Source organism: Lentimicrobiaceae bacterium, from assembly GCA_023227965.1.
Lineage (GTDB): Bacteria > Bacteroidota > Bacteroidia > Bacteroidales > JALOCA01 > JALOCA01.
This window is the reverse complement of record JALOCA010000014.1, coordinates 54,753-70,797: the sequence shown is the minus strand read 5'-3', so window position 1 is coordinate 70,797 and position 16,045 is coordinate 54,753. Positions and strand designations below refer to the sequence as shown.

Annotated in this window: 12 protein-coding genes and 1 pseudogene; 12 read left to right on the top strand and 1 reads right to left on the bottom strand. The window is 39.4% G+C overall.

Going from position 1 to position 16,045, the window contains the following annotated elements; genetic code table 11:
* From M0R21_06660 to M0R21_06605, 12 genes and pseudogenes are all read left to right on the top strand, one after another.
* Positions 1-217 (top strand): 4Fe-4S ferredoxin (locus M0R21_06660; protein ID MCK9617502.1); only part of this gene is annotated, 217 nt, incomplete at its 5' end.
* A gap of 54 nt (positions 218-271) precedes the next feature.
* The gene (gene hcp / locus M0R21_06655; GenBank protein ID MCK9617501.1) at positions 272-1,918 is read left to right on the top strand and encodes a hydroxylamine reductase; all 1,647 of its coding nucleotides are present in this window, start codon (positions 272-274) and stop codon (positions 1,916-1,918) included.
* A gap of 130 nt (positions 1,919-2,048) precedes the next feature.
* Complete coding sequence (locus M0R21_06650) at positions 2,049-2,378, top strand: cupin domain-containing protein (protein ID MCK9617500.1); 330 nt, start codon at positions 2,049-2,051, stop codon at positions 2,376-2,378.
* An 11-nt stretch (positions 2,379-2,389) separates the two neighbouring features.
* Positions 2,390-2,563, top strand: a pseudogene (locus tag M0R21_06645) ((2Fe-2S)-binding protein).
* A gap of 16 nt (positions 2,564-2,579) precedes the next feature.
* Positions 2,580-2,891 (top strand): cupin domain-containing protein, encoded by a 312-nt coding sequence (locus M0R21_06640; protein MCK9617499.1) that lies wholly within the window; start codon positions 2,580-2,582, stop codon positions 2,889-2,891.
* Positions 2,892-3,020: 129 nt separating this feature from the next.
* Positions 3,021-3,647, top strand: a complete 627-nt coding sequence (nrfH, locus tag M0R21_06635) for a cytochrome c nitrite reductase small subunit (GenBank protein ID MCK9617498.1) — start codon at positions 3,021-3,023, stop codon at positions 3,645-3,647.
* 195 nt (positions 3,648-3,842) lie between these two features.
* The gene (gene nrfA, locus M0R21_06630; protein ID MCK9617497.1) at positions 3,843-5,345 is read left to right on the top strand and encodes an ammonia-forming cytochrome c nitrite reductase; all 1,503 of its coding nucleotides are present in this window, start codon (positions 3,843-3,845) and stop codon (positions 5,343-5,345) included.
* Positions 5,346-6,224: 879 nt separating this feature from the next.
* Entirely contained in the window at positions 6,225-6,908 is a 684-nt protein-coding gene (locus tag M0R21_06625) for a hypothetical protein (GenBank protein ID MCK9617496.1), read from the top strand.
* Between the two features lie 239 nt (positions 6,909-7,147).
* Positions 7,148-7,807, top strand: a complete 660-nt coding sequence (locus M0R21_06620; protein MCK9617495.1) for a hypothetical protein — start codon at positions 7,148-7,150, stop codon at positions 7,805-7,807.
* Positions 7,808-8,797: 990 nt separating this feature from the next.
* Positions 8,798-9,400 (top strand): class I SAM-dependent methyltransferase, encoded by a 603-nt coding sequence (locus M0R21_06615; GenBank protein ID MCK9617494.1) that lies wholly within the window; start codon positions 8,798-8,800, stop codon positions 9,398-9,400.
* Complete coding sequence (locus tag M0R21_06610; protein ID MCK9617493.1) at positions 9,401-9,850, top strand: DUF3795 domain-containing protein; 450 nt, start codon at positions 9,401-9,403, stop codon at positions 9,848-9,850. It abuts the gene before it with no gap.
* Between the two features lie 67 nt (positions 9,851-9,917).
* On the top strand, positions 9,918-10,631 hold the full coding sequence (locus M0R21_06605) for a hypothetical protein (GenBank protein ID MCK9617492.1): 714 nt from the start codon (positions 9,918-9,920) through the stop codon (positions 10,629-10,631).
* 418 nt (positions 10,632-11,049) lie between these two features.
* Here the strand turns inward: M0R21_06605 and uvrA are convergent, their stop codons facing one another.
* Complete coding sequence (gene uvrA / locus M0R21_06600) at positions 11,050-15,966, bottom strand: excinuclease ABC subunit UvrA (GenBank protein MCK9617491.1); 4,917 nt, start codon at positions 15,964-15,966, stop codon at positions 11,050-11,052.
* Positions 15,967-16,045 lie beyond the last annotated feature (79 nt).

Here is a 16,045-nt window from a genome sequence, read left to right as displayed (position 1 = left end):
ACTGGATTCCAACAAAGAATCATACATAGAAAAGATAGCAGAAATGATAAGTATATCCCAAATAAATACTCTTACAGTTATGATGATGGAAGTGCCATGCTGCAGCGGATTAATGCAAATGGTACAACTTGCACTACTTAAAGCAGAGCGTAAAATTACTGTAAAGCAAATAATTGTAAGTATCCAGGGAGAAGTACTGAAAGAAGAATGGTTATAAAAAATACTAATGTGATAAAAAATCTTAAATCTTAAATCTAAAATTACCATGAGTATGTTTTGTTTTCAATGTCAGGAAACAGCCAAAGGAACCGGCTGTACCTTAAAAGGAGTTTGCGGAAAGACCGAAGATGTTGCCAATCTTCAGGACCTTCTGATGTACACGCTGAAAGGAATTTCAACCTACGGCGTTGCTGCCCGTCAGGCTGGAATAGAAAATGCAGAGGTTAACCATTTTGTGATGGAAAGCCTGTTTACTACTATTACCAATGCCAATTTTGATCGCGAAGCTTTTGTAAAAAGAATTAAAGAAGCTTTTGCATTGCGCGCTAAGATGAAAGAAACTGTTGAAAAAGCTGGCGTTAGCTTATCACTGCCTCCGCACGACTGCGTAACCTGGCAGGCAGATACGGTGGAAGCCATGGAAGAAAAAGCAAAATCGGTGGGCGTACTTGCTACCGAAAATGAAGATGTCCGTTCGTTACGCGAACTCCTCACTTACGGAATCAAAGGGATGGCTGCTTATGCCGAACATGCCTATAATTTAGGTTACGAAGATCCTATACTCTACGCTTTTATGCAACACGGGCTCGTACAAACACTTAACAACAAGCTGAATGCTGACGAGTTGGTAGCCCTGGTTTTGGAATGCGGAAAAATGGGAGTTACCGCCATGGCTTTACTCGACAAAGCCAATACCACAAGCTATGGAAATCCGGAAATCACCAAAGTGAACATTGGTGTAAGGAATAATCCTGGTATCCTTATCAGCGGCCACGACCTTAAAGATATGGAAGAACTGCTTGCTCAAACTGAAGGTACCGGCGTGGACGTTTACACACACAGTGAAATGCTTCCCGCAAATTACTATCCTGCCTTTAAAAAGTACAAACATTTTGTTGGAAACTACGGCAGTTCCTGGTGGCATCAGAAAGAAGATTTTGCAACTTTCAATGGACCCATCTTGTTTACAACTAACTGTATTGTACCTCCACCGGTTAATGCAATTTACAAAGACAAGGTTTACACCACAGGTGCTGCCGGATTCCCTGGCTTCAAACACATCCCTTCCCGTGAAAACGGTAAAACAAAAGACTTCTCGGGGATTATAGCCCATGCTAAAACCTGTGCTCCTCCTACCGAAATTGAAACCGGAGAAATTGTTGGCGGATTTGCTCATGAACAAGTATTTGCTTTGGCAGACAAAGTAGTAGAAGCTGTTAAATCAGGAGCTATCCGTAAATTCTTTGTGATGGCTGGTTGCGACGGACGCATGAAAGACCGCAACTATTACACCGAATTTGCCGAAAAACTACCGAAAGACACAGTTATTCTTACCGCAGGTTGTGCAAAATACCGTTACAATAAACTGCCCCTGGGCGACATAGGCGGAATTCCCCGCGTACTGGATGCCGGACAGTGCAACGATAGTTACTCCCTCGCTCTCATTGCCCTTAAACTGAAAGAAGTATTCCAGTTGAACGATATAAATGAACTTCCAATTGCCTACAACATTGCATGGTACGAACAAAAGGCTGTGATAGTTTTACTTGCACTACTTTATTTGGGAGTGAAAAACATTCACCTCGGTCCTACCCTGCCAGGCTTTCTTTCGGCAAATGTTGCCAAAGTACTGGTAGAAAACTTCGGCATTGCCGGAATCACCACCGTGGACGAAGACATGAAATTATTCCTTAATTAATTGGTTAATTAGTTATTTTGTTGTTGGGCTATGGAGCGTATATACTATTTGCTCAACAACAACTTAACTCTAAATCAATGCCAACTAATAACATAATCTCTTAATAACTAATTCCTCAATAACTAAAAACATGGATTACAAAGAATTTGATAAAGCAACCATTTTCAGCTTCGGCAACATCATAGATTATGCTTCGGATGCTATCGTAAGCAAAACCATCATGAAGAAAGAAACCGGAAATGTATCCCTTTTTTCTTTCGCCAAAGGACAGGAACTCAGCGAACATACAGCTCCATTTGATGCATTGGTTCAAGTTGTTGATGGCAAAGCTGAAATTATCATCAACGGAAAATCGCATTTTCTGGAAACAGGAAACAGCATAATTATGCCGGCAAATAACCCACATGCGGTTAAAGCTATGGAAAATTTCAAGATGATACTCACCATGATAAAATCCTGAAGAAAATGGAAGACGAAATAATTTGCACTTGCAACGAAATTACAAAAGGAACAATAGTTAATGCTATCCGCGAAAAGAACCTTACCACCGTAGAACAAGTCCAGGAAGAAACTACTGCCGGAACAGTTTGTGGCGGATGTATTGATGATATTCAGTCAATACTCGATGAAATAAATGCTAAATAATCCAACATTTTTCCCCATGCAAATTACAAAACTAAAAGAAGCTTCATCGGTTCCGACGGATATTAATGGTAAAATCATGTGGAAAGGTCAAGATGTGGAAGTCATCCATCTTACCCTGCAACCCGGGAAAATCATCCCTGCACACAGCAATCCTTTCGACGTAGTATTTTATGCCATAGAAGGTGAAGCAATGCTTGATTGCGATAAAGAACAATGTCTGCTGGAAGCCAATTCGTGCACTCGCGTTGCTTCAGGTACACAACGAGGGCTGGAAAACAAATCGGAAAAGGATTTTAAAGTTCTTGTAATTAAACTTCTTGCTCATTAATTTTTTCACCTTTCAAACCGGTATTAAATTAATAGATTTCAATAGAGAATTGAAATAATTGCATATATTTGCGGTATATGAAGTACTGAATTACATTCAATAATTCAATAGTTTTTGCATCACAGGTATATGATCAAGAAAATTATCCAAATTTTTACCCCTCCTCCTCAATGGCGTGTTCCTGTGATTATTGCATTGGGGATTTTTACAGGTTTCTCCGCTTATATTTTTTACACTTCCAGAGCATGGTCTTATCTTTCCGACGATCCGCAGGCATGCGTTAACTGCCACATCATGACGCCAGAATATGCAACCTGGTCGCATAGCTCTCACAAACACATCACCAATTGCAACGAATGCCACGTTCCGCATAACAACGTCTTCAACAAATATTTTTTTAAAGCCAAAGACGGCTTATACCACGCTTCTATCTTTACTTTGCGTGCCGAGCCACAGGTAATCCATGCCAAAGAGGCAAGCATAAAAGTAATTAAGGAAAACTGCGAACGTTGCCACACAGATGCCGTTGACAACGAAAAAATGCTGGTAGCTTCGGTATTGCGAAAAGATTCTGAAGAGGAGGAAAAAGAGGAAGAACGCCTCTGCTGGGAATGTCATCGCGAAACACCCCACGGAAGAGTTCACAGCCTGGCAAGTACACCCTATGCCTTTGCACCAAGACCGGAAAGTCCGGTACCGGATTGGCTGAAGAAAGAAATAAAGTCTGAATTTAAAAGAAAAAGAAATGCAAAGTGAGAGTGTAGAATGTTCGGTACCAAATTTTATTTCTAAATTAGGTATATTGGAAGAATGCAACGAAACATCTTATTGGCTGGAACTATTATCGGAAGCTAATATAATTTTTATTGATCAGCCGACATCATTATATATAAAAAATTAATAAAATCAAGTCATAAACTCATTCTTTTCAACTCATAATTCTAACTTTATATGAAACCATTAGCGCAGCAAATCAAAGAAAAACCCTGGAAAGGCTGGGGATTGTTTGGTATCACCATCATCGTAGTATTTTTGCTTGGATTGTTGGCTTCTTCTATCATGGAAAGAAGAGCAGAAGCCGTTTATGCCTACAAACCAGTGGTAAAAATGTCGCAAATGGAACCAAGAAGTGCCATTTGGGGCGAAAACTTTCCTTCGGAATATCAAAGCTGGCAACAAACGTCCGACACTTCATTCCGGAGTTTATTCAACGGCAATGCGCCCATTGATATGCTGAAAGAAGACCCCCGCTTAGTAGTACTTTGGGCTGGTTACGCATTTTCAAAAGAATACAGCCAAAGCCGGGGACATTGGTATGCTATTGACGACATCCGGAATACCCTGCGCACAGGGGCTTCCCTTTCCGATACTTCCGGTTCACAACCCAACACCTGCTGGACTTGTAAGAGTCCGGATGTGCCACGCTTGATGAGTCAAAACGGCATTGCCAACTTCTATAAAGGGAAATGGAACAGCAAGGGGAGCGAAATCGTAAACCCGATAGGCTGTGCCGACTGCCACGATGCACAAACGATGAACCTGCGCATCTCCCGTCCGGCACTCATTGAAGCTTTTGAACGCCGCGGAAAAGATATCACTAAAGTTTCTCAGGAAGAGATGCGTTCGTTGGTATGTGCACAATGTCATGTGGAATATTATTTTAAAGGATCCGAAAAATATCTCACCTTCCCTTGGGACAAAGGCTTTACGGTGGATTCTGTGGAGAAATATTATGACGAATCCAACTTCACCGACTGGACACATTCCCTCAGCCATACACCTATGCTGAAAGCACAGCATCCGGATTATGAAGTATTCATGACAGGAATTCATGCCCAGCGTGGCGTTTCGTGTGCCGATTGTCATATGCCTTATTACGCCACAGGCGGAAAGAAATTTACCGACCATCACATACAAAGTCCGCTGAATAATATTGCCAACTCCTGCCAGGTTTGTCATCGCGAAAGTGAAGAAGAACTGCGGCAGAATGTTTACGACCGCCAGAAGAAGGTGAAAGAAGTGCGCGACAAAGCCGAAGAGCTGCTGGTGCGTGCACACATGGAAGCCAAAGCTGCCTGGGATGCCGGAGCCACCGAAGCCGAGATGAAACCCGTGTTGCAACTCATCCGCCAGTCGCAATGGAGATGGGATTACGCTGCTGCTGGTCATGGCAACTCATTCCATGCTCCGCTGGAGCTTGCACGTATGCTTGGCCATTCTATTGAAAAAGCCCAGCAGGCACGTCTGCTGCTTGCCAAAGTGCTGATGAAACACGGTATTAACAAAGATATCCCCTACCCCGACATTACCACCAAGGAAAAGGCACAGAAACTTATCGGGCTGGATATGGCTAAACTGCACAAAGAAAAAGCCGAGTTTAAAAAGATTGTCATCCCCGAATGGATCAGAAAAGCAAATCAGCGTGAAGCCAAATACAAGGTTACAAGATTATAGAGAGTTTCAAGATGCTGGTTATTCGTTTTCAAGTTTGTAGTTTTCGGTTTTACGTTTGGTTAAAAATCAAGAGACATTAATAGAATTTGATTATTGTCGCTAAAATTTATTTGATGTTTCTTTAAATCCATTTTACATCATCTTGAATATATTTAGCCTTATTTTGAATGAATTTGGGCTCATCTTGAATCAGTTTTAGAACATCTTAAATAGGTTTTAGATGTTTGCAAAGACATAGTGGCAGATTTCAAATAGGTTTTGGAATAGATGAATAGATTTTAAAACATTTGAAATAGGTTTTAAAACATTTTGAATTCATTTTGAAACATTTTGAATAGGTTTTAGATGCTTGCAAAGACATAGTGGCAGATTTCAAATAGGTTTTAGAATAAGTGAATAGATATTAAAACATTTCAAATAGGTTTTAGAACTGTTCAAATAGGTTTTAGAATTTGTCAATTGATTTTAGAACTGTTCAAATAGGTTTCAGAATATCTGTTCAGATTTCATTAAATCCTGTCAGGATTTTAAATCCCTGACAAGATTATTTTATAAACCTCAAAAGAGCTATTTATACCCCGGCATGGCTATTTGTAATATTATAAACGGGTTTTATATCATTTTTAAATCATAAATTATTCAGTTCAAAAAAAAATATTTATTCAAAAAGAAAAAAATCATTTCTTTATTAACTTATATCAAATTGATTATGTGATTATAATGTTAAAAAATGAAAAATATTTTAAAAAAATGAATTTTTTTTTGCATAAGTGAGAATAATTATTAAGGGAAAAGTATTAATTTTATGAAGAAATTTTTTAATCCATTAAAAAAGAATACAAATAACCATTTTTATTAATTTTTTTAAAAAATTTTATTATGAAAGATCTATTAGTAAGAAAACTGAAAATGTATCGTAATTTACTGGCAGTATTATTTGGATATAGAGCCATATGGGATACATCCGAGCCATTTAAAACAGAGATAAACAACCTTGACGCCAATATGAAGGAAATAGACGAAAAAGGTCTGAGTTTGAAAGGATCGCAAAGCGTAAGCGAAGAAAAAAAACAAATGTGCCAGAAGATGCTTGGGGCTGCACTGATAGTAAGCGGAATAGGCACAGCCTATGCCAGCCAGATAAAAGACTCAGGCTTGAAAGCAAAATTTGATTTCACCAAAAGCGAATTAGCCAAAGGCAACGAAATAGAAATTTACAACCGTTGCGCAGGCATAAGCAAAGCAGCCGAACCAATTTTGGATAAATTGCTTGCCTATAACATGCCCGCCAACCAATTGACCATATTGAACCAATATACTTCAGCTTTCGATGAACTGATTTCAGCCCCTCGCGAAGTGCGCAAGGCAGATAAAAGCATCAGGAAAGAAATGCTGGTGTTGTACGACGAATGCGACACCCTGCTCGATGAACGTTTGGATAAAATGATGCTGATATACAAAGAAAGTCATCCCGATTTCTATCTCGAATATTCCAATGCAAGAGTAATAGGCGGCTGGCACAAGAAAAATGAAGAAGTAGGCGACGCTAAGCCTCCAGTTTAAAATTGATTTGAAAATTGGATGATTTGAAAATTTGAAAATTAGTTAATTTGAAGATTAGATGATTTGAAGATTTGAAAACAACAATGAGCGGGAAAACAATGCCGTTAACAACTATAAAATAAATAATGGAAAGAGAAAAGTGCAAATTTTCTAGCGTTCCGAGCGGAATTGCAAATTCCGTGAGGCAGGGGGGATCATTTTGTCAGAGCTTATAAAAGTTATAGCAAATAAAAAAATTTATGGAAGAAAAATTAAAAATAACAGATAAATTATTTCAAGAAAAGTCAGGAATGAATTATGATTATTCTTCAATAAATATGACAAAAGGGCTAAATAATGACCAAGCATTATTTTTAATTGCAGAAGGATACAAAAACGCTTCGATAGAATTGTTAGATAAACTTTTAAACGATAATAAAATAAATTGGTTAAAATTAGATAGTTTAATTTATCCTATTGTTTTTCTATTTAGGCATCATTTAGAAATTATTATTAAAGATACAATTCGTTTTGAAAACATTACAGATGGAAATAGTTTTTCAGATGAAATTGGCTTTCCAACTGAACATTCTTTAATCGATTTATGGAAAGATTTAAGACCTAAAATCGAAAAGCGTTATATTTCTTATGATGAAAATTTAAAAAACGATTGTATTGAAACAAATAATGCAGTTGAAAATATGATTTCAGAGATTGATAATTTGGATAAAGGCTCTTATTCATTTCGTTATCCCTTTAACAAACCAAATCGTGGGAATAATGAAGTAAATTATTCATTACCTCAAATTACAATTGGATTAAAAAATCTAAAAAATAATATGATAAAATTAATCAATTATTTTGATGGTATAAATGAACAAGCAAGAATAGCATTAGATGAAAAACAATCAAACATTTAAGAATTAGGTATTAATGATAAATAAAAATTGCTATAACATATGGCAGCCCCCGGCTGAGCGGAATTTGCAATTCCGCTCGGAACATAGCTGAAATTGTTTTTCCGCAGAATAAAAAGGAAGAAAGCAAAATAAAACAAATGGAAAGAGAAAAGTACAAATTTTATAAGGCTGAGGTGGGGATTACAAATTACGCTCAGCAAGGTTTGTCCAAATGATTTAGATGAAAATGAATATACAAAGTGTTATCTGATAACTGGACAATATATTGGACTTATTAACTTAACTAATGATTTTTATATAAAAGGCACACAATCTGGCAGCCCCGGCTGAGTGGTCGCAATAGTCATCGGGATGTAATTCCACTAAAAGCTAAAAGCCAGAAGCTAAATAAGAATGGAAGTAATTATGAATTTTTTAAAGAAATGAGCGGAAGTGGAATTACGTTCAGCAGAAAAAAATAACAAAAATGGATAAATCCGTTAAAAATATGGTTTTGGCATTCCATAGCCCATGGTTTAAACCATGGGCTATGGAAAATTGGAACAAAAAACGAAACGGTTTTTAACGGTTTATCCCCGCTGAGTGTTCGCAATAGTCATCGGGATATAATTCCATTAAAAGCTAAAAGCCAAAAGCTAAATAAGAATGGAAGGAATTATGAATTTTTTAAAGAAATGAGCGGGAGTGAAAATATGCTCAGCGTGGGTTATACAGATGTTATGTATCATTAAAATCCTAATGGTTTATCATCAGACAAATGTATAACATATTTCGAACTCAGGGTATTAATAAAAGAAAGATGACGGAAACATATATAAAGAATAAAATTTATCTTTGGAAAGTAAAACTGACAACTATCAGACCCATATACTCCCTGTGGTGCGAAGTTGCAAACTTCGTACTAAATAAAGGTTTAATTGTATCTGACAAAAATAGAATGGCTTTAGGCAAAAAAGGGAACTATTGTTTACCACATAAAAAATAACAGATATGCTAAGGTTAATCGGTAACCAGTTCAGAAAACCAACAGGATTATTGGGGAAAATCACATCCCGTATAATGATAAAGAATAACACCATTGAATATGATCAGGTAATACCCGAACTGGAAATTAAGCAAAACGACAGGATACTGGAAATAGGGTACGGACATGGAATTGGAGTGGACAAGATATTATCAAATTACGATTGTTTCATATCGGGGATTGATTTTTCAAAATTAATGTTTAAAGAAGCTACAAAAAGGAACAAAAAATATATCGAAAGTAAAAAAGCCGAATTGTTTTACGGAAATTTTTTAAGCACAGAAATGGCTCCGGATAGCTACAATAAAGTTTTTTGCTTAAATGTTATCTACTTTTGGGATAAACTGGAGGAGCCGTTTTTGAAGATAAAAACATTGCTAAAAGAAGATGGCGTACTTTGTATGTATATGGCTCATAAGGATTATATCAACAAAATGAAATTTACCAAAGACGATATCTTTAATAAATATACTATAGAAGAGGTTTTGGACAAATTAAAATCCGTTGGTTTTGAAGATATAAGTTATCATTTTGAAAATAATGGATACATAATAAAATGCAGAAAATAAATGGAAACAGGTTTAAATGATAAACTGGGTTACTGCGGATTGTTTTGCGAAAAGTGCTTTGCATACGATAAAGGTCCAATAAGGTTTTGTGCCGAACAATTGAAAAACAACCTTGGTGCTTTCGACAACTATGCAAAAAGATTTGTAAGCCTGCTGGAAGAACCCGTCTTTGACAAATACCCTGGCTTTAAGGAAGTACTTGATCTTTTGTCAAAAGGGAGTTGCCAGGGATGCCGCAAGCAGGAATGTCAACTATTTAAAGATTGCAAGGTAAAACAATGCTGTAAGACAAAAGGAGTGGATTACTGTTATGAATGTACCGACTTTCCGTGTAGCAATACCGGGTTTGACGAAAATTTATACCAGCGGTGGTTGACAATACATCACAAAATCCGTGAAGTAGGATTAGAAGACTATTATAACGAAATAAAAGATAAACCAAGGTACTAAAAATGCACACCGACAAAACAGAAGCATAATTTTTAACTTACATAATATTAACCTAACACCCTAAGTCATGTCAGGATTCAGTTATAAAAATTTATTGCTGCAAATTATCCACGGAAGCCTGATTCTTGGCGCCGTGATTTTTTTACTTGATAAAAGCATTCTTAACTCCATTTCAAGTGCCGGCGATTTAGAAGAAATCTGGTTGGTGGTATTTATTTTTCTTTCTTTCATTATTGGTGTACTGATTGATTTCATTGCCGACTTTCTTGAGTATTTATTGGTTAAAAGTAATAAGGTGCAACAACCTTCTTTTTACCTGTTGCAGGATGGCAAAACTTGTGGTATCAGTCTTGCGCATCATAGAAAAATACTGGAAGATTTGTGTTATACTGCCGCAAAAAATTCAAACTGTAAAGAAAAAGACTTTGAGTACTTCAAAAATGGACATATAATGAAAAATAAGGAAATAATAAATTACATATTCCAGACTGCGAAAAACCAGGATTTCAGAGAGTGTCAGGATTATCAGAAAGAACAAATTGAATCATTTTTTATGTTATACATCTTTTCGAGGAACTTATCACTAAGTTTTCTTGTGGTAATTCCTTTGTTACTGGCATTTCCCACAAACCTGCCTATGCCCGGCATTCAGTGGTTTATATCATTAATATTTGCTGTTTTATTCCTTATTGCACTTTTATCCTCTCACAGATATTATATTTATTATTCGAGAATTATACTGGGGTCAACATTTAAACCTAATAAGGAAGCACTTGCTTAACAAAGAGGAATTACCGGTTACGCAAAATTCGCAGCTACGTGCCCTCAGGCATGATTTACAAAAAGGAAAATTTTGTAGAAGACTGGTTTAATGCCTGTTATTTTAGATATTGTATTCGGTAAGGGGCTCGAACCCTTATTTATAGAATGAGAATCTATTTTCCTAACCTGTTAGAAGAACCGAACATGTTGCAATGATGCCTTTGTACCTTCGTGAAAGTTAATGCTAAAGGAACCAAACTCGTCCATTGTTTCCGTTTGCAAAAATAAATAGAAAGAAGCAATGGACAATCTTTTATTAAAAAAATTACAAACCGGTTGGGCTATACTCAGAACCACACCCGCTATGTTCCGAATGAAAAAGCATCCCGATTGGAAATGAATAGATTTTTTCATTTTGTAAAAGAAATAAACAGAAATTAAATATTTAAGCAATTTTTTAGGATTTTCCCGGTAACGCTTTGTTCGCAGACAATAATATCCTCCACCCTGCCCTGAGCAATCAGGTATCCGCCGTTGTTACCACCACCGGGTCCCAGGTCAATCACATAATCAGCTTGCAAAATAATTTGCGGATCATGCTCGATAACAATAAGAGTATGTCCTTTGGCAACTAACTCCCTGAAAAGGGCAAGCAGGTATTCTACATCACAGAAATGCAGCCCGGTAGAAGGTTCATCGAGTAAATATAGTGAAGATCCTTTAGCTGTTTTCATTAGTTCGGTGGCAAGGGTAAGCCGTTGTGTTTCACCTCCGGAAAGGGTATCCAGTGCCTGCCCAAGTTGAAGATAGCCCAGCCCTACCTTTTGAAGCATGGCAAACTGTGTAGCCAGCGTTTTATGCCCGGCAAAAAAATCTGCCGCTTCCTGCATGGTCATTTCCAACACCTGTGCAATGTTTTTGTCGTGATAAAGACAGGAAAGTACTTCGGCACGGTAACGACTACCCTGGCAATCGTCGCACACCCGCCATACATCCGAAAGAAAATCCATGCTAACTTTTACCTTTCCTCTCCCCTGACAGGTTTCGCACCAGCCGGCTTTTTCGGTAAAAGAAAAATGGTTTTTTCGTAAAGAAAGTCGTTTGGCATCGTCGGTAGCCGCAAAAATATCACGAATATGGTCAAAAATACCGGCATAGGTTGCGGGAGTTCCTGTGGAAGAAGAAATCTGCGACTTCTGCTGCACCGCTACAATACGCTGAAAACGTTCCAGTCCTTCCACCGAAGCACATCCGCAGGCTCTGTTTTTTTCTTTTGAAGCATACAAAACATCATAAACGAGGGTGGATTTTCCACTACCGGAAACGCCGGTTATCACAATCATCCCCCCAGAAGGAATTTCTACATCTATATTTTTCAGATTATTGGCATTGGCTTTGCGGATAACGATGCCAGGCTGCAAATTTGCTGATGTGCCAGCTTTCAAAGATATTTTTTCGTTAAGATATTTTGCAGAAACCGAATCCGGATGAATTCTAATCATTTCAGGGCTGCCTTCGGCAACGATTTTTCCACCATTTCGTCCGGCACCGGGTCCAAGTTCAATAACATGATCAGCGACAAGAATAACTTCTTTATTATGTTCAACGATGACGATGATATTTCCTAACTGCTGCAACTGACGGATAATCTTCATCAGTTGCAAAACATCCGAAGGATGCAAGCCTACCGTTGGCTCGTCCAAAACATAAGTGATGCCGGTAAGCCCGTTGCCAAGCTGGGCGGCAAGACGTACCCGCTGGGCTTCCCCGCCCGAAAGAGAATGGGCACTACGATGCATGCTAATGTAGGATAATCCAAGGGATTGAAGATTTTCCAGTCTGCGGATAATTTCCCGGCAGAGAGTTTGAGAAAGTTGCTTTTGCGACCCCTGCAAACGGGAAGGATGATGGAAAAAAGTAAGAGCTTCTTCCACGGGATAAGAAGCTAATTCAGCAATATTAATCCCATCAAGAATAAACCGAAGAGACTCTCTTTGCAACCTTGCGCCGTTGCATTCCGGACAATTCACTTCTTTCATCAGCGAAAGCATGCTTTGCCCGCGATGATCGGCATGTTTGCGATCATATTCTTCTTCCACCAAAGTGGTAAATCCCGGCCATTTCCCTTTAAAATGATGCTCCCCGGTAGTATTGTTCCGCTTGAAATTCCATGTAATTTCATACTCCTCTTCTCCGGTACCATACAAAGCAACCTGTTTTTCCTTTTCCGAAAGTGCACTCCATGCTTTGGAAAAATCATAACCAAATTTCTGGCCAACGGTTTGAAGTGTTGCTATATATTGTCCGTAAGGATCGCCATAAAACTTGCCGGTTTTGGTACCGTCCATTGCACCATCTACAATGGATTTTTCAGGATGTGTAATCAAAGACGCTGGATCGCAAACGATTTTTACGCCAAGCCCTCCACAATGTTTACAGGCACCGGATTGATGATTAAATGAAAACATAGACGATAAACCGGCACTTTCTCCTTCAACCGTCTGGGCTACCCTTGAATACAGCAAACGATAAAGATCATAAATACCTGTAAGAGTGCCTACCGTAGAACGAGGATTAACATGCAATTCACGCTGGCCAATGGCAATAACGGGTGTTAATCCCGACACTTCTTCAAAATCAGCCTTGTTTTGCATTCCCATCTGCGAACGCAGGTAAGGAGAAAAGCTCTCCATAAAACGGTTCTTACCTTCAGCAAAGAGGGTGTCGAAGGCAAAAGATGATTTCCCGCTCCCGGAAACGCCGGTAAGTACAGTAATCTTGTTATGAGGAATGGTAATATCAATATGCTGAAGGTTATGGGTGGTAATGCCGGTAAACTTCAACTGCTCCAAAGCCGGCTCTTTTCTTTTTTTATCAGAAAAAACAGGTGGCAACGGAGGAGAAAAGTATCGTTTTAAAGCCTGACCCGTTAAAGACTTGTTGCAGGCTGCAACTTCATCCGGTGTCCCGAAAACGACTACTGTGCCACCTTTTCTGCCACTACCGGGACCTAAATCTATTACATGATCGGCAGCAGCTATCATTCCAAGATGATGTTCAATCAGAATGATTGTATTCTGCTGGTCGACAAGAGCATGTAGAGCCTTCAACAAACGATTCACATCTGCCTGATGTAGTCCGGTGGTAGGTTCGTCGAGAATATAAAGTGTATGCGCCGACTGCGGCCTGGCCAATTCGGAAGCCAGTTTAATCCGTTGCGCCTCGCCACCACTAAGTGTGGACGAACGCTGTCCCAAGCGTAAGTAGCCCAACCCAAGGGCATCCATTGTTTTGACATAACGGAAAATCTTCGGTTGGTCAGTAAAAAAATTACAGGCTTCGGACACTGACATATCGAGAATCTCCGAAATATTTTTTCCTTTATAGCCAACAGCAAGAGTGTCGTTGCCAAAACGCCGGCCATTGCATTCTTCACAAAGTATCTCCACATTGCCCATAAAGTGCATCCCTACTTCCTGATAGCCTGCTCCCTGGCAGCTTTCACATCTTCCGCCTGTAGTGTTAAAAGAGAACATCCCTTTTCCCAGATTTTTGGCTTTAGCCTCCGGCAGAAAAGCAAAAAGGTCGCGAATGTAATCGAACATACCCGTGTAGGTGGCAGGATTGCTTCTTGGTGTACGCCCAATGGGTGACTGGTCAATGGTAATTACCTTGGAAATATTTTCCCAGCCGGTAATGGAACGGAATTTCCCGGAAAGTTCTCTGGCTCCGTGCAACTTGTTACGCAGAAAATTTCCAAGAATTTTTACGGTAAGTGTAGATTTACCAGCCCCAGAAACTCCGGAAACTACATTCAACGCTTCCAGTAAAAAACGCACATCGATATTTTTCAGGTTGTTTTCTTCCGCACCTTTTATTTCGAGCCAGCCATTTCCCTGGCGGCGTTTGGCTGGTACTTCTATCTTTTTCAAACCTTTATAAAAAGATAACGTACAGCTTTTGTGTATTTCTGATTCAGGAAGGTTATTTATTTCCGTTGCCGGAAGATTTAATAGCACCTGACCGCCATCATCGCCGGCAGCAGGACCGATGTCAATCAGCCAGTCGGCATGTTGGATGAAAGCTTCCTCGTGCTCCACCACCATCACTGTATTACCCTTATCGCGAAGTCCTTCCAGCACTTCTATCAAACGATTGGTATCGTGGGGATGCAGACCGACAGAAGGTTCATCAAAAATATAAAGCAAACCCGATAAGCCTGTCCCAGCCTGGGTAGCCAGCCGAAGACGCTGGGCTTCGCCACCCGACAAAGTTGTTGACTCACGGTCAAGGGAAAGATATTCCAATCCCAGCCTTTTCAGCAAATCTATTATCTTGTTCATCTGATAAATTACCGGCCAGGCCACTTGTTTCTCCTGTTCATCAAAAACTAATTCGTTGAGTACCTGCTGCAACTCATCCAATTGCAAAGCAGCAAGATCGGCAATGGAATAGCCATGAATCTTTACCGAAAGGGCGTTATCATTCAGCCGGGTTCCGTGGCAGGCATTGCATTTTACCGAACGCACAAAACGCAGTATGTTTTTGTTCCGGTCGCGTTTAAGAATGGTTTCCATCACCGGAAGGATACCTTTGTAATAGCCGGTTTCGCGAGGTTTTGCAGTAATGCCAGTCCACCGCATACGCGACTCAAGGGTATGTTTTCCGTAAGGAATCTCAATTTTATCGCTTCCATACCAAATAATGTTTTTCTGTTCCGGCGCAAGATCTTTCCAGGGAATATCGGCAGAGAAACCCTCGGCATGGCAAACCTGATCCAAAACATCCATTGTAACCTGTGAATAAATGATGTAGCCGTTGGGTGCCGTTATCACCATGCAACCCTGGCGAAGACTCTTATTTTCGTCGGCGACGATCAGTTCCGGATCCAGACGGTCTTCCACACCCAAACCATTGCATACCGGGCATGCACCGGCAGGAGAATTAAAGGAAAAAAGGCTCCTTTCTATCTTAAAATCATGTGCATTCTCTGTTTTTCCCAAACGGGCAAAAAGCAGACGAAGCATGTCGTAAAGTCCGGTAATGGTTCCGGCAGTAGAACGGGGATTTCGCAACAGCGATTTTTGGTCAATGGCAATGGCAGGCTGCAATCCACGGATGCTCTCCACAGCCGGGTGTCTCATCTTGCCCATCCATTGCAATGCATAAGAAGAAAAAGAACCGAGATAGCGATTTTCGGCTTCACGATAGATCACATCGTACACCAAAGAGGACTTTCCCGAACCAGATACGCCGGTAACCAGTATCAGTTTATTCTTAGGAATATCAATACTAACCGATTTCAGATTGTTTTCCGAAGCATTGCTGATGCGAATGAGATTGTTTTGTTCCATGAGGCAAATTTCGTGAGAAAAAGTTTAGAAGCATAATTTTGCCATATGTAAACACGATAAGGGTATCTTTTAGAGGGAA

Excerpts from the sequence above, each read along its gene's own strand:
- M0R21_06620 (MCK9617495.1), top strand. The coding sequence starts at position 7,148 with ATGGAAGAAAAATTAAAAATAACAGATAAATTATTTCAAGAAAAGTCA.
- M0R21_06605 (MCK9617492.1), top strand. The coding sequence starts at position 9,918 with ATGTCAGGATTCAGTTATAAAAATTTATTGCTGCAAATTATCCACGGA.
- nrfH (MCK9617498.1), top strand. The coding sequence starts at position 3,021 with ATGATCAAGAAAATTATCCAAATTTTTACCCCTCCTCCTCAATGGCGT.
- M0R21_06650 (MCK9617500.1), top strand. The coding sequence starts at position 2,049 with ATGGATTACAAAGAATTTGATAAAGCAACCATTTTCAGCTTCGGCAAC.
- M0R21_06625 (MCK9617496.1), top strand. The coding sequence starts at position 6,225 with ATGAAAGATCTATTAGTAAGAAAACTGAAAATGTATCGTAATTTACTG.
- nrfA (MCK9617497.1), top strand. The coding sequence starts at position 3,843 with ATGAAACCATTAGCGCAGCAAATCAAAGAAAAACCCTGGAAAGGCTGG.
- hcp (MCK9617501.1), top strand. The coding sequence starts at position 272 with ATGTTTTGTTTTCAATGTCAGGAAACAGCCAAAGGAACCGGCTGTACC.
- M0R21_06640 (MCK9617499.1), top strand. The coding sequence starts at position 2,580 with ATGCAAATTACAAAACTAAAAGAAGCTTCATCGGTTCCGACGGATATT.
- M0R21_06610 (MCK9617493.1), top strand. The coding sequence starts at position 9,401 with ATGGAAACAGGTTTAAATGATAAACTGGGTTACTGCGGATTGTTTTGC.
- uvrA (MCK9617491.1), bottom strand. The coding sequence starts at position 15,966 with ATGGAACAAAACAATCTCATTCGCATCAGCAATGCTTCGGAAAACAAT.
- M0R21_06615 (MCK9617494.1), top strand. The coding sequence starts at position 8,798 with ATGCTAAGGTTAATCGGTAACCAGTTCAGAAAACCAACAGGATTATTG.